Here is a 22,364-nt window from a genome sequence, read left to right as displayed (position 1 = left end):
AAGGGCCAAGACCCTTTCACTTGAGAGCAAATGCTGAACGCACGAGTAAAAGATTAATCTTTACCTACGTGCAAGATAGCCAAGAACGCTTCTTGTGGTAACTCTACGTTACCAATCTGCTTCATGCGTTTCTTACCTTCTTTCTGCTTCTTCAACAGTTTTTTCTTACGGCTAATATCACCACCGTAACATTTCGCTAATACGTTTTTACGTAACTGCTTAACCGTTGAACGGGCAATAATATGGTTGCCAATCGCCGCTTGAATTGCGATATCAAACATCTGACGAGGAATGAACTCTTTCATTTTCTCGACCAACTGACGACCACGATTTTGAGCAAGATCTTTATGGGTGATGATTGCCAACGCATCGACTTTCTCTCCGTTAAGGAGTACATCGACTCGAACCATGCTCGATTCTTCAAAACGTTGGAAACCATAATCCAGTGATGCATAACCACGTGATGTCGATTTCAAACGGTCAAAGAAGTCTAAAACCACTTCTGCCATAGGAATATCGTAAGTCAACGCCACTTGGTTACCATGATAAATCATATCCACCTGAGTACCGCGTTTTTCAATACATAAGGTAATCACACTACCTAGGTAATCCGATGGCACTAAGATATTACAACGCGCAATCGGTTCACGAATTTCTTCTATGTCATTGATCGCTGGTAATTTCGCCGGACTATCAACGTAGAGTGTCTCTTTATCAGTTTTAAGCACTTCATAGACAACGGTTGGTGCCGTCGTGATCAAGTCCAGATCGTACTCACGTTCTAAACGCTCTTGGATGATCTCCATGTGCAGCATTCCTAAGAAGCCACAACGGAAACCAAACCCTAGCGCCGCAGACGTTTCTGGTTCATAAAACAGTGACGCATCATTGAGGCTCAATTTACCCAAAGCATCACGGAAGTTTTCATAATCATCCGATGAAACAGGGAAAAGTCCTGCGTAGACTTGTGGTTTTACTTTCTTAAAACCCGGTAATGGCTTTTCACTGCCATTCTTGGCGAGCGTTAATGTATCACCAACGGGAGCACCTAAAATATCTTTAATACCGCAGACGACCCAGCCTACTTCACCACAACCCAATCCGTTGGTATCCACCTGTTTTGGAGTAAAGATACCAATTCGATCCACGCCCCAGATTTGGCCAGTGCTCATGACTTTGATCTTGTCGTTTTTCTTCAAGCAGCCATTTTTGATACGCACTAAAGAAACCACACCAAGGTAGTTATCAAACCAAGAGTCAATGATCAACGCCTGTAAGGGTGCCTCAGGGTCCCCTTCTGGTGACGGTATTTGAGAAACAATTTTCTCTAATACATCATCGACACCTAAACCGGTTTTAGCGGAACAACGAACGGCATCGATCGCATCAATCCCGACAATGTCTTCGATCTCTTCCGCAACCCGCTCAGGCTCAGCCGCTGGTAGATCGATTTTATTAAGGATCGGCACCACTTCGAGATCCATTTCAATGGCCGTGTAACAGTTAGCCAAGGTTTGAGCTTCAACCCCTTGACCAGCATCCACCACCAACAGGGCACCTTCACAAGCGGCAAGGGAGCGCGATACTTCATAAGAGAAGTCAACGTGTCCCGGAGTATCAATAAAGTTAAGCTGATAGGTTTGGCCATCTTTAGCGAGATAATCGAGTGTCACACTCTGCGCTTTGATGGTGATACCACGTTCACGCTCAAGATCCATGGAATCAAGAACTTGCTCTGACATTTCACGCGAGGTTAATCCGCCACAAACTTGGATTAATCGGTCAGATAACGTCGATTTACCATGGTCAATATGGGCGATGATCGAAAAGTTACGAATGTGCTTCATAGGCTTGGGATGACTAAACTCTTTGCTGATTAGGGAATAAGAAACGCCACCGAAGTGGCATTTCATTTAAGTTGGCCGATTCTACCCAATTTCGCTAGGCTTCGCACCATAATTTAGGCGATCGGCTCACCAAGGACACGCAGCAAGATCACCTGCTGTGATGAGTCATTTTCTAACTGAGTAGAAAAATATTTTGCAATCACAACGCCTAAGCCCATAAACAGTAGCGCACAAGCAATCACGATGCCTTCCGATGCCCCTAACAATGACGCAAACCACAGTTCTCCCAATACCGCTCCCACAATCATCATCAATAGTGGGACTAAGTAGACCAAGGCTGCCGACTGCAGCAGGCTTTTTTCGGGTAAACCAATCTCGACGATTTGTCCGATGGTGACTGGTTTATCGGTCACTAAGCGCCAAAATAAGGCTTTATTGCCTATCGCTTTTGAGACAATACCTGTTCCACAGCTTTTAACCGAAGTACATTGGTTACAGCTGGTTTGCTGATCACAACTCAACGCAACGAGATAACCACTGGGTTGGGGCTTTACCTCAGTCACGGTGGCTAGCGCAGTCATCATGGTGAGGCCTCAGTACGACTAAACGTGATCGATTGAGCAATACGCTGCGCAGTTGCTGGAGGAATATCACCGACCACGGAAATTTCGTTATCGCCATTAATCACACTGTGTAAGGTACGTCGACCTTGCCGAACCAACTGGCCTTTGAGCGAATGGTCATCACGAACGGAGACATACACAGAAAAATTAAACAGACCGTCGGAAAACATCTGGCTCTCGACTAAACGCTCTGTCATCGCCATCCGATAGCGATTTAACTCAAGAGGTTGAAACCCATCAGGCTTCCAACCCACGGTCCAAAAAGTTTGCTGAATATTGCCTTTAGGCAATGACAACACTTCAGGCAGTTGAACCTTATTCAGTCCAGACATTAGCGTAGCCAATTGATCATTAATTGAATAAGAGATAGTGCGGTACTGCTCAAGCACTTCTCCATCGCGATCAACTAAATCGGCACGTAAAGGCAGCGAGCTGTGTTCATCTATCCACAGTACATAGGAATAGCGCAAACCATCTTTAGGTACAATCCGCAAGACTTGGCAGGCCGCTCCTGCTTCACGAGCGCGCCCCATCTTAACAAAATCATAGTATTGACCAAGCTTAGCGACATCACTGTTGAGCATCGGAATGGTTGGCGCGACCATAGTGCCAGATTCAATCGTAAAAGGCTCAACACCGGGTTCGATGTAGCTGACTTCATTACCACGGCGAATCACTTCTCGTACAGGACCGCTCAGATAAATTAAATGTGCAAATTGTTGGTCATCTTGCCGAGCGTGACGATACAGCAAAGGCTCAATGCTGTTTTTCTTCAGCAGAATATAAGAGAGTTCATAATTAAGATGCTGACTTGCGTCGTTCATCTGATGCAACAAAGCCTCCGCAGATAATTCCTCTGCAAAGGCCTGAGTTACATGCAAACTGAACAGTGCCAGCACACTGATCAGGATTTTTTTCATTCCACTACCGGTTCAGTTAGGTGAGTGTGAGGGGCTAGATTATCACTGTTTAATCTTAGCTGTAGTTCGTAATCTTGCAGTAACGCATTAATTCGCCGACGCTGCTCTTGCATGCTGGCTTCATTACTGGAGTGTCGATTGACGGAATCACGCGTCAAACTCACTGGCTCAGCGCTGCCTGAAAATGGGATTGTCTGTAAAACCGGAATTTGATCATCTTGCGCGCCAACAGTATCGCTGCCACCGTATTGCTGAACACCAATAATCACCGCTAACGACACACTGGCCGCAATCGCCACTTGTCCAAGCTGACTAAGCCAAGCAGGCAACTGACGACGAGCTTTTTGCGCTGAAGGCTGCTCCTCAAGTCGAGGCTCAGCAGATTCACTTGTTGTGACGGCGCTTAACCGAGTATGAGCTGGTTCATTTTCTAGAGCGAAAGCGACGCTTCCAGCAATATTCCATTCTGAACTCACGGGGGCATCGCCACGCATGACATCACCGATCAAGTGGTAGTTTTTCCACGTATCGAGACTTTCATCATCGTGAGCGATCGTTTGTAACAACGATTTATCGACCACTTCGCCATCCATAAGCGCTGAAAGCTTTTCTTTGTCAGCCATTATTTTCACCATGTTTATTGCTCATTATCGGTTACAAAAGCGGTTTAATCCGCTTTTCAACCGCTTCACGAGCACGGAAGATACGAGAACGCACCGTACCAACGGGGCAATCCATGACTTCGGCGATCTCTTCGTAGCTTAAACCTTCCAGCTCTCGCAACGTCATCGCAGTTTTTAAATCTTCAGGCAACGCCTCTATCGCATTAAACACCGCCTGCTTCAACTCTTTGGACAGCGTAATGTTTTCAGGGTTCGATATTTCTTTTAATGCATTATTAGTTTCGTAAAATTCAGCGTCTTCAGCATCAATATCATTCGCGGGTGGCCGGCGGCTTTGAGCGACGATATGATTTTTCGCAGTATTGACAGCAATGCGATATAACCAAGTATAAAACGCACTCTCACCGCGAAACGTCGGAATCGCACGATACGCTTTAATAAACGCTTCTTGTGCGACATCGGGCACGTCTCCAGCGTTGCTCACATACCGCGAAATAAGATTGCACACTTTATTTTGGTATCTCAACACCAAAAGATTAAATGCCTGCTTATCTCCGTTCTGAACTCGCTCAATCAACACTTGATCGGTCAGCTGCTCGTTCATTCGAGCGGTTACTCCTATTGTTATCCCCCTACCTTCTCAGATATGGGCTCTAATTATGCAGAATGCTTGCTTGACACCACTGCTTACATGAGCACTATTGTGACTCAATTACACACAGAAAGTTCAATGCCAGGTAAAATTTTCCTTTACGCTGCGCATTATGCTGTAATGAACAACGGATACCTAAGTTAGATTACTTGAGGTATAGGCAGCAAGGTATAAAGATCTTAAAGGTTAGTCACGTTTACAACAAGTAAATACCTTGTCAGCTTTAGTTTAATTTCAAGTGGGCGTGTTCCACTTAAAATTCAGGAAGTAAACCATCTTATGAACGACTCTCGAGAACATCAATGCGACGTATTGATAGTAGGTAGTGGCGCGGCAGGCTTATCTTTAGCGCTGCAAGTAGCCGAGCACTGTCATGTGATTGTATTGAGCAAAGGACCTCGTAGTGAAGGGGCGACCTATTACGCACAAGGCGGTATTGCGGCGGTGTTTGACGAATCCGATAGTATCGAATCTCATGTGCAAGACACGCTGATCGCTGGCGCAGGGATCTGCGACCAAGAGACGGTACAATTTATCGCTGAGCATGCCAAAGCGTGTGTTCAGTGGCTGATCGATGGCGGCGTTCCTTTTGATAGAGAAGAGAACGATCCCGCGGGGCAGCCACGTTACCATTTAACCCGTGAAGGTGGTCATAGCCATCGACGTATTTTGCACGCCGCTGACGCCACCGGCATGGCGATGCAAACCTCGCTGCAAGATAATATTCTCCATCATCCTAATATTCGCCTGTTTGAGCGCTACAATGCGCTCGATTTGATCACCGAAGATAAAATTGGTGGCGATGCGGATAAAGTGGTCGGGGCTTATGTCTGGAATCGTAACGATGAACACGTTGAGACGATTCGAGCTAAATTTGTTGTGCTCGCGACCGGCGGAGCATCAAAGGTATATCAATACACCTCAAATCCAGACGTCTCTTCGGGAGATGGTATCGCAATGGCATGGCGCGCGGGTTGCCGAGTCGCCAATCTGGAATTTAACCAATTTCATCCAACGTGTTTGTATCATCCAGAGGCTCGTAATTTCCTGCTTACCGAAGCACTGCGCGGTGAAGGCGCTTATTTACGTCGCCCCGATGGCAGCCGCTTTATGACCGATTTTGATCCGCGGGCCGAACTAGCCCCACGGGATATCGTCGCTCGAGCCATCGACTATGAGATGAAACGCTTAGGCGCTGATTGTATGTATCTTGACATCAGCCATAAGCCTGCTGAGTTTATAGAGAAGCATTTTCCAACCATACATAGCCGACTGATGGATTTGGGCATTGATATGACCAAAGAACCGATCCCGATTGTCCCAGCGGCTCATTACACCTGTGGTGGTGTGGTTATCAATCAACAGGGCCAGACCGATCTTAAACAGTTGTATGCGATTGGTGAAGTCAGTTATACCGGCTTGCATGGTGCCAACCGCATGGCGTCTAACTCTTTGTTAGAGTGTGTGGTTTATGCTTGGTCTGCGGCGCAGGATATTTTACGTCAGCATCCTCAAGCCCAGATGCCACCGTCACTACCTCATTGGGATGAAAGTAAAGTGACTTGCTCGGATGAAGAAGTCGTCATTCAACACAATTGGCATGAACTCCGTCTATTTATGTGGGATTACATGGGCATTGTTCGTACCGATAAACGCTTAGCACGAGCTTTACGACGCATTCAGTTATTGCAGCAAGAAACCCATGAATACTACAGCCATTTCCGAGTATCCAATAACCTCCTTGAGCTGCGTAACTTATTGCAGGTCGCAGAGCTCATGGTCCGCTGTGCGATGCAACGCAAAGAGAGCCGAGGGTTACACTACACGTTAGACTATCCGCAACCACTAGAAAAAAGTGGCCCAACCATTCTCTCACCAAGATGATAGCGTCAACGGGAGCCTGAGTGCTCCCGTTTTAAGCGCCCCAGCAACTGACGATAATCCGTTTCAGAACAGCTATCTCGCCATAAGAGTACTGATCGCTGTCGACCATAAAAACGAATGAATAATCCTCGATATAATAACGATACACCTTGGTAGGAAAACTCTTGGTCTGCCCATCGTAGCCGTCCGGAAAAATCAATCTCGATCTCTTCTGACAAGGTGACTGGCAGCCAATCTAATAAAGGCGTCTTTAACCAATAACACAGAATAACCACTGCGGCCACGAGAGGGATGGGTGAAATTAATAATGCCCATATCAGCAGCATCAACAGACACCACGCGGTAATATGGGCAAACAGGGAAGGAGTTAAAGCAAGCTTAACGGACTTTGCTGAGATTATAAGCGACAATCTTGTCTACCATGGCAGCGTGACCGAGATTTTCTGAGCGACCATGCCCCATGATCCAAGTAAAAAGATCCGGATCATCGCACTCAAGTAAAGAGACAAAATCTTGCTGTTCTGATTCACTCAAGGCTTCAAAACACTCCTCGAAAAAGGGCATGACAACCACATCAAGCTCTAACATGCCACGACGGCATGCCCATTTCACTCGTGCTTTCTCTTGCGTAGTGTACATCGACTTTCCTCACCTTAGGTAGATTTTCAGCAAGTGTAACAAGCAACCCTCAATACAACTAGTAGCTTAGTCACAGTCCCTATTCAAGCTGACAAAAAACTTGATCCAGATTAACATAGTGAAAATCATTTCAGTTAGGTGAAGGATATGAGCTGGAAAAATACATTTACCCCTCTTTTAGTGACCGCCAACGATCGATTGCCTGAATTGATGGTGACCCATCTCGAACAATGGGCCGCAATCTACGTTTCAGGCATCGACAGTAAACCTTACTTACAAGGACAGCTCACCTGTAATGTGGTTGCATTACCTGCACAACAAATGGTTTACGGCGCCCACTGCGACGCGAAAGGCAAAGTATGGAGCGCTTTTCGTTTATTTCATCATCGAGATGGCTACGCCATGTTCCAACCCGCTTCAGCGGTTGACGTCGAATTACGAGAACTCAAAAAGTACGCGATTTTTTCTAAAGTGACCATCGAGCAAAGCCAAGATGTCGCTTTAGGCCTGATCGGGAAACAAGCTGAGCTGTGGCTCAACCAATTCAATGATTGTCGCGATGACGTACGCGTTTTAGAGCAAGGCACAGCGGTAAAAATCAGTGCTCAACGTTGGTTACTGTTAGTTAAGCCGGATTCTGTAGAAGCCTTACTGGAAAGCATACCGGCCCAACGGGTCAACTCAGAGATCTGGACTCGTTTTGAGATTCAAGAAGCACTGCCGATCGTCACTCAAGAGCAGCAAAATGAACATATCCCGCAAGCGTTAAACTTACAGGCTTTAGGTGGCATCAGTTTTAATAAAGGTTGCTATACCGGGCAAGAAACCGTAGCACGAGCCAAATATCGTGGGATCAACAAACGGGCTTTATGTCTGGTCGCCGGTGATATCCATCAGCCGTTAAACGCCAATCAAAGCATAGAATTAGAGCGAGCGGTTGGTGATAACTGGCGCAGCGCTGGAGTGCTCATGGCTCATTACACCTTTACTGATCAGCGTGCCATCGGATTAATCGTTCTGCCTAATAACCTAGAGGCTGATACTCTGTTACGCATCAAGTCTCAGCCAGAGACACGTTGGACACTGCAACCTTTACCTTATTCACTGGATAATGCTTAAACCACTTTCAACCCCAATCATCCGCTATCTAGAGCAACAAGGAATCGATCATCAGCTACTGCACCATCAGTCAGCCGCAATCAGCATCGAAGATGCCGCTCGTCAGCGCGGCATCCATCCTAGTCAAATGGTCAAATGTCTTTTATTGCGCGACATGAGTAACCGCTTAGCTTTAGCTTGTGTACCAGGTGATCGCTCTGTCGACCCTAAGCTAGTTCGCAAAATATTGGATTGGCGAAGAGTGACTTGTGTCGACCGATCTCAAGTTGAAGCGTTAACAGGCTATACGATAGGGACCGTCACTCCATTATGCTTGAGCCTATCGCTGCCGATTATTTTTGATTATTCATTAATGCAACACACGCTGGTAACCATCAGCAGTGGCTCAGCGTATGCTGGGATAGCGTTAGCACTGAATGACTTAGTGAAATTATGCCAACCTCAATTTGCAGATATTGTTCGCGATTAGCGCTATTCATGGTCAAAATAGTGTGATCACACCTAAATTATTCAGTGTATCCACGTGAATATTAAATCACTTTTCAATCATAAATAGTTAATGGTGTAATTTTCAGTTACCCTAATTTTACTGATGAAGGTCAGTCCGTTCACTTGATATCAAAGTACCGATTAAGTGTTCAGTAGCATCGTCAGTAAAAAGTGATTAGCAGGGTTTGCCTGTAACTCGCTTTGTGTGTAATGCATCTGTGATTATTTAGCCCGCAACCTTGCGGGCGTTTTTTACAAAAAAATCACTCACCTATCACTCGTTTTTATTTTCTTCCGCTATTCTTATTACTGTCATATTCATTTGGCTCAATAGGTGCCACAAAAAAATCATTACTGCTGTCGATACCTAAACCATGGTCTATCCTATCGCCAAATGATCATCAACCGAAACGGGATAGGTAGTACGGCAAATTATTAAACTCGTCAGTCAATGCAGTAAGTATAGCTGCCTTCATCACACTATTTTTCTGTGATTTAACTTATACTTACTAATATGGAAACAAAGAAAGGATCGAAATATGAGACTGTTTAAGCGCTATACACCCAGTATGATTGCTAAGCACGTAAGTCGTCTTTTTAAAGGAAGAATCTATATCTACGGTGTCGGTCGATTTGAGTTTGACCATGGAAAACTGATTTTACCTGAACGTGCTGAACAACGACATTTCCAGACCGTCAATGAGGTCAACCAAGAAATCCGTCGCTTACGTTGTGCTTACGCTTAATTCCCTCATTACCTCATTCATCGAAAAAGGGTTGGCTTTAAGGCCAACCCTTTTTTTATGCGTCATCGACACGCGAAACTCTGGTTCAGCGAACCGCTCCGCTAGCGACATGGGTTGTGATCACGGTGATGATCCGCATTAAAGCACTGGGCAATTTTAGGTAGTTCACCTTTTAAACCAAGCGCATGCATCATCATCATCTGTTTCCCCCCGGGAAGCTGACCAGCCAAATGCATGCCCATACCACGCAGCCATTTCTTAGCCGGATGACTCCCGGAAAATAATTCTTTAAAACCTTGCATACTAGCAAGCATTTTGGCGGCTTCTGCTTTACGCCAACGTTCGTAAGGTCGTAAATGGCGATGATGGCCAATATCAAATCCTTGCTGCCAAGTGATCAGTATATGCTCAGCTAAACTTGCCGCATCAAGTAGCCCCAAATTAGCGCCCTGCCCAGCAAGAGGATGAATCGTATGCGCCGCATCACCCACTAACGCGATACGCGGTCTAGCAAAATCACGAGCATAACGCGCCGTCAAAGGAATCACATGTCGTATTCCGACGACTTCACATCGCCCAAGACGAGCGTCAAACTCAACCGTCAGTGCTTTATTAAATTCCAGATCATCTAGCGCCATCAATCGCTGCGCACGACTCGATTCAGTTGACCACACAATCGAACTCATGTGCTCTTCACTCATCGGCAAAAAGGCTAACGGCCCTTGGGGAGTGAAAATTTGTCGAGCCATCGCCTGATGCGCCAGTTCAGTGCGCACGTTAGAAACCAAAGCATGATGCCCGTAATCCCAATACGTTAAGGGGATATCGACTTGGCGACGCACCCAAGAGTGAGCACCATCCGCCCCCACGACCAGTTTCGCGGTCAACGCTTGGCCATCACTGAGAGTTAGCCACGCTTCATTCTCACCAATAGCCAATTGTTGGCAATTGGCTGGCATATATAAACTGACATTGGATTGTTTTTTTACTTCATCCAGCAGTGCCAACTGAATGACTCTATTTTCAACAATGTGCCCAAGGTTGGGCTGGGTAATCTGCTGCGCAGAAAACGCTATCTGAGCGAAGCTATCTTGCTCCCACACTTCCATACCCAAGTATGGTGTCGCTCGACGAGCGAGGATCCCCGACCACACGCCAAGGTTTTTCAATACCGTTTCACTCGCGCGGCTCAAAGCAGACACTCGAACGTCTGGCAAAGCATCAAGCTGAGTGTCGGGGGCTTTACTTTCAATGATCGCGATTCTCAAATCGGAATCTTTTAGCGCTGCCGCAAGTGTTAACCCAACCATACCGCCACCGACGATGGCAATATCCACACTTTGCATCATATTCATTACCTTTATCCTAAAGTGCGATTGAGCAAGGGGGTTTTTAGCAAGGGAAGCATTTCCATCGCCATTAATCCCAGGTTACGTCCCACTCGTAATGTCAGCCAATCATTAGAAAATAGATGAACTAATGTCGACGTTAATTGAATCGTTGCTTGACGATCCGTTTCACGGCGCTGACGAAACGTCGCTAATTGGCGATAGTCCCCCATCAACCGAGTATCTTCTTCGCTAAGCACTTGCGCCAGTGCGGCAATATCTCGGATCCCCAAATTAAAACCTTGCCCTGCAATCGGATGCAGCGTTTGCGCCGCATTACCAATGGTGACAAATCGATGCGCGATAGTCTGGGGATGATAACGTAGGAGTAATGGGTAAGTAGAACGCTGTCCAACCTGTAAAAATCGCCCCAAACGCCAACCAAACGTCGCTTGTAATTGGGTAAGAAACTCACTGTCTGAGATATGCTGCATCCGTTCAGCTTGCTCGGCAGATAAGCACCAGACTAACGATAAACGATTGTCACTCATGGGTAATAGCGCTAAAGGCCCAGATGAAGTAAAACGTTCAAAGGCTCGTCCCTGATGTGCCTGATCAGAAAGTACATTGGCAATTAAGGCCACCTGTTCAAAATCATGCTCTTGGCGAACGAATCCTATTTGGGAACTAGATGTCGACAGCGCACCATCGGCGGCAACCAATAACTTCCCTGTAATTATCTGCCGATCAGATAAGGTCACGCTAACCTGTTCCGACGTCCGCTCAACATGCTCAACGCTAAGCGGACAATAGTAAGTTATATTATCGCAGGCGTTAATTTTCTCAGCGTACTGTTGACCGACTTTAGACAGTTCGACCACATACCCTAAAGCGTCTAAACCAAGCTGCGCGGAATCGAAGTTAACCATCCCAGCATAAGAGCGGTCAGAAACGTGGATCTGGGAGATGGGTGTTGCAAAAGGATATAGGCTATCCCACACCCCCCAGCTTTTTAATAATTCTACCGTACCATGAGCCAATGCAATTGAGCGAGAATCAAACCCAGGATGTGCATGATGGTCCGTTTGAAACGGTTCGATGATGGCGATCGATAGAGGTTGCTGACTTAACGCGTTCAGCGCTAACGCCAATGTCGACCCCGCCATTGCACCACCAGCAATAATCACATCAAAAGATTGCACCTCTCTCACAGCTTCCTCACTTAATGCACAATAGGTTTGGTATCAGGATTTACGGTTCCTTTGAACTCGATGTACAACATAAACACACACGCTTTGATATGTTCAATCACATGCTCAAGTAACTGTGCTTGCTGATCGAGATCATCTTCTTCATCAATACCTAATTTTGCAATCTCTTCTAAATCTTGCAGTGCTTCTTTGGCATGTGCAGATAAACCGGACATCGTAACGGCCATTAAACCCAGTCCAGAAATGAAGTGATTAACCCAATCAGCGACGCCATCTGCAAACTGAAATAAGGCATTCGTATCATCGGTGATCGGTACCAATAAGGTTAACTTAAAATCGTCACTGGCGAGCTCGGTTTGAGTCGCTAACAATAACTGTTTGGCTTTTTCTAATGCGCTCGTCGGCCAGCCCATGCCATCATTGGTATAATCAAAAAGCAGCGGCTGCCAGCTTTGATCGTTCAAAGTTAAGCCTCCGGCTAACATCCCTGCGATCAAACCATGCAGTTCAGCTGGATTTATCGCTAACGATGCCGCCTGGAGTTCGCTGGCTAGTTGGTTATAACTGGGAAACGTTGTATCGCTCATGGTCACTTCATCATGGTAAATAATCGCCATCCTATCACTTCAAGGTCATCGGGAAAATCCTCAGTGTAGGGTTTGTGCTTCGCTTTAACGCAAATTGGTTAATAAGTCGGTGTTTGCTTTACCAATTACTATTTATCCACGTGAAAAGCTTGAATCTTGTGACCACTTTACCTATAGTTTGCCCCTCGATGGTTGCTCAGATAGAATCATCATTAGTTACGCGAATAGAGTTCACTTATCATGAGTAATCAAGCGGTTGACGTTGAAATTTTAGGCAAAACAACGCGTGTCAATTGTCCCTCTGGACAAGAAGCATCGTTAATACGTGCCGCACAAGATCTCGATCAACGATTGAAAGATATGGCTGAACGTACTAAGGTAACTAATGAGGTTAAGCTACTTACCATTGCCGCTCTCAATATCTGCTATGAGCTACAAACGGAACGGCAAAAGCAGAATGAACAACAGCAACAAATCAGTGAGCGAGTGGAAGAGCTGACTGCATCGCTACAAGCAGTACTCAATAAAGTACCACACGGATAGTGTTATTTTTATCTGCACAAGTTTTACCCTGGAGTGTTTGTCAGAGGATGTACGTCCCTGAGCCGATAAGCAACACATAAGGGTTGGTACTTGGTCACTATTGAGCAGGCTCGGCTTGTACCGAGAAGCCTACGGTAGCCATTGCTAATCCGCCTTGAACCAGCTGGTTCAAGGGCCACAGTCCTCAACGGCACTCTGGGGTTCCTAATGTTACACACCCGTCAACAGCTGCGTGGATTGATTCGTCAACGACGCAATCAACTGTCTCAGGCCGAGCAGCAACAAGCCAGTCAAGCCTTAATCCAACGCTTTATCGAGCTTCCTGAAGCGCAAACAAGCCAACATATTGCCCTATATCTGGCTACTGATGGCGAATTAAATACTCAACCTCTGATTGAATGGTTATGGGCCCAAGGTAAATATGTTTATCTACCGGTATTGCACCCATTTTCTCCCGGTCACCTTCTTTTTTTACGTTATCAACCGACCACACCCATGGTGCGTAATCGTTTTGCGATTCTTGAGCCGCGACTCAATCAACAGCTGATTCAACCACTGAAACAGCTGGATCTGATTTGCACCCCGTTAGTGGCCTTTGATGCTCATGGTCAACGCTTAGGGATGGGCGGAGGATATTATGATCGCACTCTCGCTAATTGGTTTGTAACTGGGCAAGGAGCCACACCGATTGGTCTTGCGCATGACTGCCAATATCTAGAGCAATTACCTCACGAAAGTTGGGATGTCCCATTACCTAAAATCGTCACTCCCACCCGACTTTGGCAGTGGAAAGCGTGATCAGCGTAGACATAAACGACTCGATAGTTGCCTTCTCTCAGTACAGCTGAACACCATTTGAGTATATAATCTCGCCCTTATTCCCCCTTTATGGTTAATGTATTGGCAGGGTTACTTGTTCAATACCAATCAACATTCAATGACTCACAATCAGGAGATAGGCATGACTCAAGATGAAATGAAAAAAGCCGCCGGCTGGGCTGCACTTAACTATGTCAAAAAAGGCAGTATTGTTGGTGTCGGTACAGGCTCAACTGTTAATCACTTCATCGATGCCTTAGGCTCTATTAAGGATGATATTCAAGGCGCAGTCTCGAGCTCATTGGCTTCAACAGAAAAACTCCAAGCACTTGGTATCAAAGTTTATGACTGTAATGACATTGAAGCATTAGATGTTTACGTGGATGGGGCTGATGAAATCAACGCTCAACGCGAAATGATTAAGGGCGGTGGTGCGGCCTTAACGCGAGAAAAAATTGTTGCAGCGATTGCTAAACAATTTATCTGTATCGTCGATGGCAGTAAAGCTGTTCCCGTGCTAGGGAAATTTCCACTGCCAGTTGAAGTTATCCCAATGGCACGTAGCTACGTTAGCCGTGAATTAAGCAAATTGGGCGGAAAACCTGTCTATCGTGAAGGGGTGATTACTGATAACGGTAATATTATTTTGGATGTGCACGATCTGCACATTACTCAAGCCAAAGCGCTGGAAGATAAAATTAACTCGATTACCGGTGTCGTGACCAATGGTTTATTTGCTCATCGTGGTGCCGATGTGGTGATCACGGGAACCGAGCAAGGTGCCAAAATCGAAGAATAAGATTGAGAAAATCACCACCTTTTTGGTTATTTGATTAAAAACGGCACCTTGAGTGCCGTTTTTATTGCTTTTCATTAAAGAATATTCTCGCTTATTCCGTAATTTTCTTACCCAAACCGGAAAATATTTGTTAGTTTATTGGAGCAAAGACACACAAGGAAAACGTTTGCGTTGAATAAAACAAGTCCAATAATTGACGTTTGATACCCAAACCATTTGAAAAATAGCTCTATGACCGATTTATCACGCAATCATCAACGACGTGAAGCGGTGACTTCAAACGGAATGGGGATACTTGTGGTTCACTCAATAAGCCCATTTCCCATATTTAAGGACGAGTATCATGGCCAAAGTTTCACTAGAAAAAGATAAAATTAAAATCTTACTGCTGGAAGGATTACACCCTTCAACCGTCGAAGTTTTACAAGCTGCTGGTTACAGCAATATTGAATATCACAAAGGTTCGCTCGAAGAAGCCGAGCTACTGGAAGCCGTCAAAGACGTCCATTTTATCGGTATTCGCTCGCGAACCAATCTCACCGAGTCGGTGATTAACGCCGCTAATAAGCTGGTTGCTATCGGTTGTTTTTGTATTGGCACCAACCAAGTTAATTTAAAGGCCGCAGCCCAACGTGGTATTCCGGTATTTAATGCTCCCTTTTCTAACACACGCAGTGTGGCCGAATTGGTTTTAGGCGAAATCCTCTTGTTGTTGCGCGGTATCCCAGAGAAAAATGCTTTGGCTCATCGTGGCATCTGGAAAAAAAGTGCCGACAATTCCTATGAAGCGCGCGGTAAACGCTTAGGGATTATTGGTTATGGTCATATTGGTACTCAGCTCGGAATTATTGCTGAAAACCTCGGTATGCATGTCTATTTCTATGACATTGAGAATAAACTCTCTTTGGGCAATGCCACTCAAGTACATACCATGAGTGAGCTACTCAATAAGTGTGATGTTATCTCTTTGCATGTCCCAGAAACGCCGGAAACCAAAAATATGATGGGCGTAGAAGAGTTCGCCCGCATGAAACCAGGCGCTATATTTATCAACGCTGCTCGGGGTACCGTGGTTGATATTCCGGCACTGTGTGGCGCTCTTGAATCTGGCCATATTGCCGGAGCCGCGATTGATGTTTTCCCAACGGAGCCGGCGTCAAACAAAGAACGCTTTGAGTCACCACTCACTGCATTTGATAATGTCCTTCTTACCCCACACGTTGGCGGTTCAACTCAAGAAGCGCAAGAAAACATTGGTATCGAAGTCGCTGGTAAGCTCACCAAATACTCAGATAACGGCTCAACCCTATCGAGTGTTAACTTCCCTGAAGTATCACTACCTCAGCATCGTGATTGTTCTCGTTTATTGCATATCCATGAGAATCGCCCCGGTATCCTAACCCAAATTAACACCATTTTTGCCCAAGATGGGATCAATATTGCCGCGCAATATTTACAAACTAGCGCCAATATTGGCTATGTGGTTATCGATGTCGAAACGGCACGCTCCGAAGAAGCCTTAATCAAGCTTAAGGCTATCGATGGCACCATTCGTGCGCGTATTCTTCATTAATCAAACCATACAACGAAAAAAACCAGCCGAGGCTGGTTTTTTTCGTTTTTAGCTTGCCTTAACCGCGCAGCGCTCGCTCGCCACGAGTCATGCCAACCACACCGCTTCGCGCCACTTCAATCACTTCCGTGACTTCGGTGATCGCCGCGATAAAGGCGTCCAATTTATCGCTGGTTCCGGTTAATTGAACCGTATATTGCGCAGCAGTCACATCAACAATCTGACCACGAAAGATATCAGCCGTGCGCTTAACTTCAGCCCGAGCAAAACCGCTGGCTTTGACTTTCACCAACATCAATTCACGCTCGATATGCTCAAACTCCGAGACTTCTTGCACTTTCAAAACATCGATCAATTTATGCAGTTGCTTTTGAATCTGCTCTAACTGCATCTGATCCGATTTAGTGGTGATGTTCAAACGCGACAATGTTGCATCATCTGTAGGCGAGACGTTTAACGTTTCAATGTTATAACCACGCTGAGAGAACAAGCCAACCACACGAGAAAGCGCACCAGGCTGGTTTTCCAACAGTAAGGAAATGATATATCTCATTTTAGGTTCTCTCCGTTCTGCTTAACCACATTTTATCCATGCCTTCACCCTTAATTTGCATTGGGTAAACATGCTCGGTCTCATCAACGTTAATATCAACAAACACTAAACGATCTTTCATCGCGAGCGCTTTAGCCAGTCCTGATTCCAGTTCATCAGGAGATGAAATGCGCATCCCAACATGGCCATACGCTTCCGCTATCGCGGCAAAATCAGGGACTGAACTCATGTAAGAGTTAGAGTAGCGGCCTTGATAAATAATATCTTGCCACTGTTTGACCATGCCTAAAAAACGGTTATTGAGGTTGATGATCTTGACCGGAATACCATACTGCAATGCGGTAGAAAGCTCTTGGATATTCATTTGAATACTGCCATCACCCGTCACCACCACCACTTCTTCTTCTGGAAGCGCAAACTTAACACCAAGCGCCGCGGGTAAACCAAACCCCATCGTGCCAAGACCACCAGAGTTAATCCAGCGACGTGGCTTATCAAATGGATAGTAAAGCGCAGCAAACATTTGATGCTGACCAACATCAGAGGCTACATAAGCATTGCCTTCGGTAAGCCGAAATAAGCTTTCGATCACTTGCTGAGGTTTGATACGTTCGGCAGAAGTTTCATAGCGTAAACATTGACGCTCTCGCCACTGCTCTATCTCTTGCCACCACAAGGCCAATGCTTGATGATCATTAGCTTCTTCTTGCTCGTGCAATAATTTGAGCATGGTCGTTAAAACTTGTTCAGCTGAGCCGACGATCGGTAAATCAACTTTGACATTTTTTGAGATAGAAGATGGATCAATATCGATATGCATGATCTTGGCATTGGGACAATATTTTTCCAAATTATTCGTCGTACGATCATCAAACCGAACTCCGACCCCAAAAATTAAATCCGCATGATGCATCGCCATATTGGCTTCATACAAACCATGCATACCCAACATGCCTAAACTATTTTTATGGGTACCAGGAAAAGCGCCCAATCCCATCAATGTACTGACCACAGGAAGATTGAGCTGTTCGGCTAAGGCTCTGATAGGTTTATCGGCTTGTGAAATGATCGCCCCACCACCGATATACAGTACCGGTTTTTTAGCAGCGAGCAGCGCTTTCAAGGCTTTTTTAATCTGCCCTTTATGACCAGCAGTCGTTGGGTTATAGGAGCGTAGATGGATAGAATCTGGGTATTGATAGGGTAATTTAACCAAAGGGTTCATTACATCTTTGGGAATATCAATCACCACAGGACCAGGACGTCCAGTGGCAGCGATGTAAAACGCTTTTTTGATCGTTTCTGGGATATCTTGCGCTTTTTTAACTAAAAAACTGTGTTTTACAATCGGCCTTGACACACCAACAATGTCACACTCCTGAAAAGCATCATTACCAATTAAATTGGTGGCAACGTTACCAGAGATAACAATCATTGGAATGGAATCCATATACGCGGTGGCAATACCGGTGATGGTATTGGTCGCACCAGGTCCAGAGCAGACCAATACCACTCCCGTCTTTCCTGTGGCTCGAGCATAACCATCCGCCATGTGCGTGGCGGCTTGTTCGTGCCGAACCAATACATGCTTAATTTGATCAGCTTTGAGATGTAATGCATCGTAAATATCTAATACGGAACCACCGGGATAGCCAAAAATCTGCTCCACCCCTTCTTCTATCAGCGATTGCACGACCATTTCAGCGCCAGATAACATCGCTCTATTGGGTAATTCTGCCATTTTCTTCTCCTTGACCAATCTTCTACACCGGGTCAGTGCATAAAGCTGGTTTTACATAGTCTAGGGCTTATTTGTAGCCTGATGTGGAAGCCTTCCGCTTTCCGCTATGTCCCGCACCGGTCATAACAAGTGCTAAGGTAACGCAACAACTGTAACGGTTTATTTTCATTAGGTCTAATGGCATAAAACGCCAGCAAACAATAAGATAAGGTAAATAAATGTATAAAAGGCGCTCAATGTTGAATTTATCATCATACACAGAGTAGAGAGGCAGAAAGAGGATAAAAAACAGAGTAATATTTTGTTACGTTAGTCCATCGCTCTCTTCTTGATGCAGCAATACATCCAGACTCACACGCGAACGCCACGCAAGATGGTTTAAGGCACTAGAAAACGTAGTCAATCAAAATACAGTGGCTATAAGCTATCATTACTTCCGCCCCTGTCATCGAGCGATCGGGGCGGAGAACATTCTGGCTTAACGGATAATCATATCGCGTGACAAGCGTTCGAGAATTTACTCTTTTGATTTATCACGATACATGTCTTCAATTTCGTGTTGATAGCGATCATTAATCACTTTACGACGCAGTTTCTGGGTTGGGGTTAATTCACCTTCATCCATAGAAAAGGCTTTAGGCAGCAGTTTAAACTGTTTTACCTGCTCAAATTTAGCCAAGCCTTGTTGTAAATCATGAACTCGTTTTTCGAACATTTCCAACACTTGGCTATGTTTGATCAGTTCAAGACGATCGTGATACTTAATATTTAATTCTTTCGCGTAGCTCTCCAGTGTATCAAAACACGGAACAATCAATGCAGAAACAAACTTACGCGTATCGGCAATTACGGCAATTTGTTCAATAAAATGATCTTTGCCTATCGTGCCTTCAACAAGCTGAGGTGCAATGTATTTACCATTCGAGGTTTTCATTAACTCTTTAATGCGATCGGTAATAAAAACGTTACCGTATTCATCAATATGTCCGGCATCACCAGTTTTTAAAAAGCCTTGTTCATCAAAACTATTCGCGGTTTCTTGCGGCATTTTGTAATAACCACGCATCACCATCGGCCCGCGAACCAAAATTTCATTATTTTCACCAATTTTAAGCTGCACATTCGGCATACTGATACCAATAGAATCAGGATTAAACTGGTGATCGTTCCAACAAGAGACGGTAGCAGTGGTTTCCGTCATGCCATAACCCAATTTGACATTGATGCCAATCGCATGGAAAAAGCGTCCGATCGTTTCATCCAATTTTGCGCCACCACATGGCATAAAATGGATTCGTCCGCCCAATAAAGCTCTTAACTTAACCAACACCAATTTATCCGCAAGCTGATAGCTACGCACTAACAACCATGACGGTTGACGATTCTCTTGACGACATAAGGCCATTTTGGCTCCCATGTTGACCGCCCAAGTAAACAAGGCTTTGCGATGAAATGGCGCTTTCGCGACTTTTTCATGGATAGCAGAGAAAATCTTTTCGTAAAAACGCGGTACAGCACACATCACGGTAGGGCGCACCTCACTCAATGCCTCACGGACTTGAGATACCTCTTGCAAATAAACGTTGGTCGCTCCTTTATACAGAACATAACAACTCCAAGCGCGCTCAAAGACATGCGAAAGTGGTAAGAAACACAAAGAGATGTCCTGATCAGAAAGAGTTAACCGTTGATCATGCCCTTCTAATTGAGCGCCAATGTTACGGTAATCAAGCATCACCCCTTTAGGTTGTCCGGTCGTGCCTGATGTATAAATTAGGGTATAAAGATCATCATAGTTAGCCTTTGCGATACGTGCCGATAGCTCAGCTTGCTGAGCAGTAGAACCTTGAGCAATAAAATCACTCCAAGTAAAAGCATGGCAAAAACCCTGTAAATCAATGTCATCACTCATGGCGATGATCAATTGTAAGGTCTCACATTGTTCAAAAATAGCGAGAGCCACATCATACTGTGCTTGCTCACCGACAAATAATACTTTGGCATCCGAGTTGTGCAAAATATAAGCACACTGCTCTGGTGTATTGGTTGGGTAAATCGGCACCGTCACCAATCTTGCTTGCAAGGCAGCAAAATCGGCAATTGTCCATCGTGGCATGTTGGGGGAACAAATTGCGACTTTATCTTGAACATCCAAACCTAACGATAATAATGCTAAGGACAGTTGATCCATTTGTTGACCAAATTGATGCCAAGTAATGTCCTGCCACGCTTTATCCACTTTATGCTGTAATGCAATACGATTGCCACCGCGCGAAATTTGCTCACGAATACAGTTAACGATATGAAAATCTAAATTGACCATGTCTCTTACCTATGGCTTACACTTGTAAGCTATTTTTTGAGCGAACAAGTGTACATTTAACCGTTGAAAAGACAATGGCACGGTATCAAACTTTTACGAAAAGATTGCCTCTTAAAACAAAAAAGAACTTCAGGTTAAGGCTTTCCCTAACCTGAAGTTCACGCCACGCCAATATTATTTACGACAAGGCAACGACATTGCCACAAGTCATCATTAATTGGTCACGTAACCAAATATGGCCTTTGTCTTTTTCACTTGATTCGTGCCAGCTTAAATAACCGCTGATACTTGCATGATCAAATGGAAAATCTAGAATTTGCAACTGCTCTTTATTCGCTGCGTGTTCAACGACCCAACGTGGAGCAATCGTTACAAGTTCAGATTGACCAACGACATAAAGTACATTGCTCAAGCTGGTTCCTTCGTAGTTTGCTTGGCAATCTAATTCACGATATGCCTGCTCAGAAAAACTGCGTTGACCATGAACTTTTGACAGCTTAGCGTGTTGTTCACTCGCCAGTAACTCACGAGTGATCGATCCTTGAATTCGTGGATGAGATTTGGCAGCGACCACCACTAACTCATCTTGGAATATTTCGGTACTGGAAAAACCTTGTTCATCAAATCGGGCGTAGTCAATAACAAAATCAATCTCTTGATAACGCATGCGCTCAGCTAATTGACGATCAAACTCCGCATCAAGATGCAATTGAACGTGAGGCGCTTGCTCATGAATGGTCGCCATAATTTGCGGTGCAAAACGAATATCACAAGGACTACAAATCGCTAGTTTGAATAAACGAGTCGAGGTCAGAGGAGAAAACACCGAGCTTGGTAATTCATTACGAATGAGTTGTAGTGCTTGGCGAATCGGGCCAAACAACTGACGAGCACGTGGTGTGGGTTGAATCCCTCGTCCTTGGCGCATAAACAGTTCGTCATTAAACATCACTTTTAAACGCGCAACCGCATTGCTCACTGCAGGTTGAGACATGCCTAAATTATGGGCAGCTCGAGTAATATTTTGCTCTTGCATCACCGCATCGAACACAGTGAGTAAATTTAAATCAACGCTACGCAGAGTGCTTTCCATACGGTAACTAGCAATTGCGCTCATTGGATCTTTTTTGTTAAGCATAAAGTACGCCTCTTTTTTTATTATCATCTACCTCAAATTTCACCGTAATGAGTGGTAACCCATCTCAAGCAAAAAAAGAATGCAGAAGTATTTATTACCCAGATAATTTCTGGTGAGACCTACTATCAACGATTCATTTAACTAATAGCAATAGGATTGAGAAAAAGTCAGTAAATTTTACCATAAGCAAATAAACCACCTTTAATT

22 protein-coding genes and 1 other RNA gene are annotated in these 22,364 nt (G+C 45.0%); 9 read left to right on the top strand and 14 right to left on the bottom strand.

The features are described from left to right. Positions 1-53: 53 nt before the first annotated feature. From lepA to rpoE, 5 genes are all read right to left on the bottom strand, one after another. The gene (lepA, locus tag CAG60_RS10765; protein WP_161438938.1) at positions 54-1,847 is read right to left on the bottom strand and encodes a translation elongation factor 4; all 1,794 of its coding nucleotides are present in this window, start codon (positions 1,845-1,847) and stop codon (positions 54-56) included. Positions 1,848-1,960: 113 nt separating this feature from the next. Continuing rightward, positions 1,961-2,431 carry a SoxR reducing system RseC family protein gene (locus CAG60_RS10760; RefSeq protein ID WP_161438918.1) on the bottom strand — a complete coding sequence of 157 codons (471 nt, stop codon included), beginning with the start codon at positions 2,429-2,431 and terminating at the stop codon, positions 1,961-1,963. Next, positions 2,428-3,390, bottom strand: a complete 963-nt coding sequence (rseB, locus tag CAG60_RS10755) for a sigma-E factor regulatory protein RseB (protein ID WP_161438917.1) — start codon at positions 3,388-3,390, stop codon at positions 2,428-2,430. The genes CAG60_RS10760 and rseB overlap by 4 nt, the downstream gene beginning before the upstream one ends. Continuing rightward, positions 3,387-4,013, bottom strand: coding sequence for a sigma-E factor negative regulatory protein (locus CAG60_RS10750; protein ID WP_161426007.1), 627 nt, complete (start codon positions 4,011-4,013; stop codon positions 3,387-3,389). The genes rseB and CAG60_RS10750 overlap by 4 nt, the downstream gene beginning before the upstream one ends. A gap of 31 nt (positions 4,014-4,044) precedes the next feature. Then, the gene (gene rpoE / locus CAG60_RS10745; RefSeq protein ID WP_040903842.1) at positions 4,045-4,617 is read right to left on the bottom strand and encodes an RNA polymerase sigma factor RpoE; all 573 of its coding nucleotides are present in this window, start codon (positions 4,615-4,617) and stop codon (positions 4,045-4,047) included. A 327-nt stretch (positions 4,618-4,944) separates the two neighbouring features. Here rpoE and nadB point away from each other — a divergent pair, with 327 nt between their 5' ends. Continuing rightward, positions 4,945-6,549, top strand: a complete 1,605-nt coding sequence (nadB, locus tag CAG60_RS10740) for an L-aspartate oxidase (RefSeq protein WP_004394336.1) — start codon at positions 4,945-4,947, stop codon at positions 6,547-6,549. Positions 6,550-6,554: 5 nt separating this feature from the next. Here nadB and CAG60_RS10735 read toward each other — a convergent pair whose 3' ends face one another. Further along, entirely contained in the window at positions 6,555-6,959 is a 405-nt protein-coding gene (locus tag CAG60_RS10735; RefSeq protein WP_337247109.1) for a protein YgfX, read from the bottom strand. Beyond that, complete coding sequence (locus CAG60_RS10730) at positions 6,928-7,188, bottom strand: FAD assembly factor SdhE (RefSeq protein ID WP_004394337.1); 261 nt, start codon at positions 7,186-7,188, stop codon at positions 6,928-6,930. The genes CAG60_RS10735 and CAG60_RS10730 overlap by 32 nt, the downstream gene beginning before the upstream one ends. Positions 7,189-7,335: 147 nt before the next feature. On the opposite strand from CAG60_RS10730, the gene ygfZ reads away from it, so the two are divergent. From ygfZ to CAG60_RS10715, 3 genes are all read left to right on the top strand, one after another. Further along, a complete protein-coding gene (ygfZ, locus tag CAG60_RS10725; protein ID WP_161438916.1) occupies positions 7,336-8,307 on the top strand; it encodes a tRNA-modifying protein YgfZ in 972 nt (323 codons plus the stop codon). Beyond that, positions 8,300-8,776 (top strand): aminoacyl-tRNA deacylase, encoded by a 477-nt coding sequence (locus CAG60_RS10720; RefSeq protein WP_161438915.1) that lies wholly within the window; start codon positions 8,300-8,302, stop codon positions 8,774-8,776. The genes ygfZ and CAG60_RS10720 overlap by 8 nt, the downstream gene beginning before the upstream one ends. Positions 8,777-9,335: 559 nt before the next feature. Beyond that, positions 9,336-9,542, top strand: a complete 207-nt coding sequence (locus CAG60_RS10715; RefSeq protein ID WP_040903845.1) for a DUF1107 domain-containing protein — start codon at positions 9,336-9,338, stop codon at positions 9,540-9,542. A 101-nt stretch (positions 9,543-9,643) separates the two neighbouring features. Here CAG60_RS10715 and CAG60_RS10710 read toward each other — a convergent pair whose 3' ends face one another. Genes CAG60_RS10710 through CAG60_RS10700 form a run of 3 tightly spaced genes read right to left on the bottom strand, consistent with a single transcriptional unit; the run spans position 9,644 to position 12,668 of the window. After that, positions 9,644-10,891, bottom strand: a complete 1,248-nt coding sequence (locus CAG60_RS10710; RefSeq protein ID WP_161438937.1) for an FAD-dependent 2-octaprenylphenol hydroxylase — start codon at positions 10,889-10,891, stop codon at positions 9,644-9,646. An 11-nt stretch (positions 10,892-10,902) separates the two neighbouring features. Beyond that, positions 10,903-12,081, bottom strand: coding sequence for a 2-octaprenyl-6-methoxyphenyl hydroxylase (gene ubiH / locus CAG60_RS10705; RefSeq protein WP_161438914.1), 1,179 nt, complete (start codon positions 12,079-12,081; stop codon positions 10,903-10,905). Positions 12,082-12,092: 11 nt separating this feature from the next. Next, positions 12,093-12,668, bottom strand: coding sequence for a YecA/YgfB family protein (locus CAG60_RS10700; RefSeq protein ID WP_161438936.1), 576 nt, complete (start codon positions 12,666-12,668; stop codon positions 12,093-12,095). A 240-nt stretch (positions 12,669-12,908) separates the two neighbouring features. On the opposite strand from CAG60_RS10700, the gene zapA reads away from it, so the two are divergent. The 5 genes from zapA to serA all read left to right on the top strand — a co-directional run bounded on the left by zapA (position 12,909) and on the right by serA (position 16,402). Continuing rightward, entirely contained in the window at positions 12,909-13,211 is a 303-nt protein-coding gene (gene zapA / locus CAG60_RS10695; protein ID WP_040903846.1) for a cell division protein ZapA, read from the top strand. Between the two features lie 22 nt (positions 13,212-13,233). Continuing rightward, positions 13,234-13,417: non-coding RNA, 6S RNA (ssrS, locus tag CAG60_RS10690), on the top strand. Between the two features lies 1 nt (position 13,418). After that, on the top strand, positions 13,419-14,009 hold the full coding sequence (locus CAG60_RS10685) for a 5-formyltetrahydrofolate cyclo-ligase (protein ID WP_004394346.1): 591 nt from the start codon (positions 13,419-13,421) through the stop codon (positions 14,007-14,009). A gap of 163 nt (positions 14,010-14,172) precedes the next feature. Next, the gene (gene rpiA / locus CAG60_RS10680) at positions 14,173-14,829 is read left to right on the top strand and encodes a ribose-5-phosphate isomerase RpiA (protein WP_004394347.1); all 657 of its coding nucleotides are present in this window, start codon (positions 14,173-14,175) and stop codon (positions 14,827-14,829) included. A 343-nt stretch (positions 14,830-15,172) separates the two neighbouring features. Continuing rightward, on the top strand, positions 15,173-16,402 hold the full coding sequence (gene serA, locus CAG60_RS10675) for a phosphoglycerate dehydrogenase (protein ID WP_004394348.1): 1,230 nt from the start codon (positions 15,173-15,175) through the stop codon (positions 16,400-16,402). 58 nt (positions 16,403-16,460) lie between these two features. Here serA and ilvN read toward each other — a convergent pair whose 3' ends face one another. The 4 genes from ilvN to leuO form a co-directional block, all read right to left on the bottom strand. Then, positions 16,461-16,955 (bottom strand): acetolactate synthase small subunit, encoded by a 495-nt coding sequence (gene ilvN, locus CAG60_RS10670; protein ID WP_004394349.1) that lies wholly within the window; start codon positions 16,953-16,955, stop codon positions 16,461-16,463. A gap of 1 nt (position 16,956) precedes the next feature. Further along, on the bottom strand, positions 16,957-18,696 hold the full coding sequence (locus tag CAG60_RS10665) for an acetolactate synthase 3 large subunit (protein ID WP_040903847.1): 1,740 nt from the start codon (positions 18,694-18,696) through the stop codon (positions 16,957-16,959). 517 nt (positions 18,697-19,213) lie between these two features. Further along, complete coding sequence (locus CAG60_RS10660) at positions 19,214-21,019, bottom strand: AMP-dependent synthetase/ligase (protein WP_161438912.1); 1,806 nt, start codon at positions 21,017-21,019, stop codon at positions 19,214-19,216. Positions 21,020-21,197: 178 nt separating this feature from the next. Beyond that, a complete protein-coding gene (gene leuO, locus CAG60_RS10655) occupies positions 21,198-22,157 on the bottom strand; it encodes a transcriptional regulator LeuO (RefSeq protein WP_004394352.1) in 960 nt (319 codons plus the stop codon). Between the last annotated feature and the right edge of the window lie 207 nt (positions 22,158-22,364).

The organism is Vibrio sp. V33_P6A3T137, from assembly GCF_009904835.1.
GTDB lineage: Bacteria > Pseudomonadota > Gammaproteobacteria > Enterobacterales > Vibrionaceae > Vibrio > Vibrio metschnikovii.
This window is presented reverse-complemented; position numbering and strand designations above follow the sequence as displayed.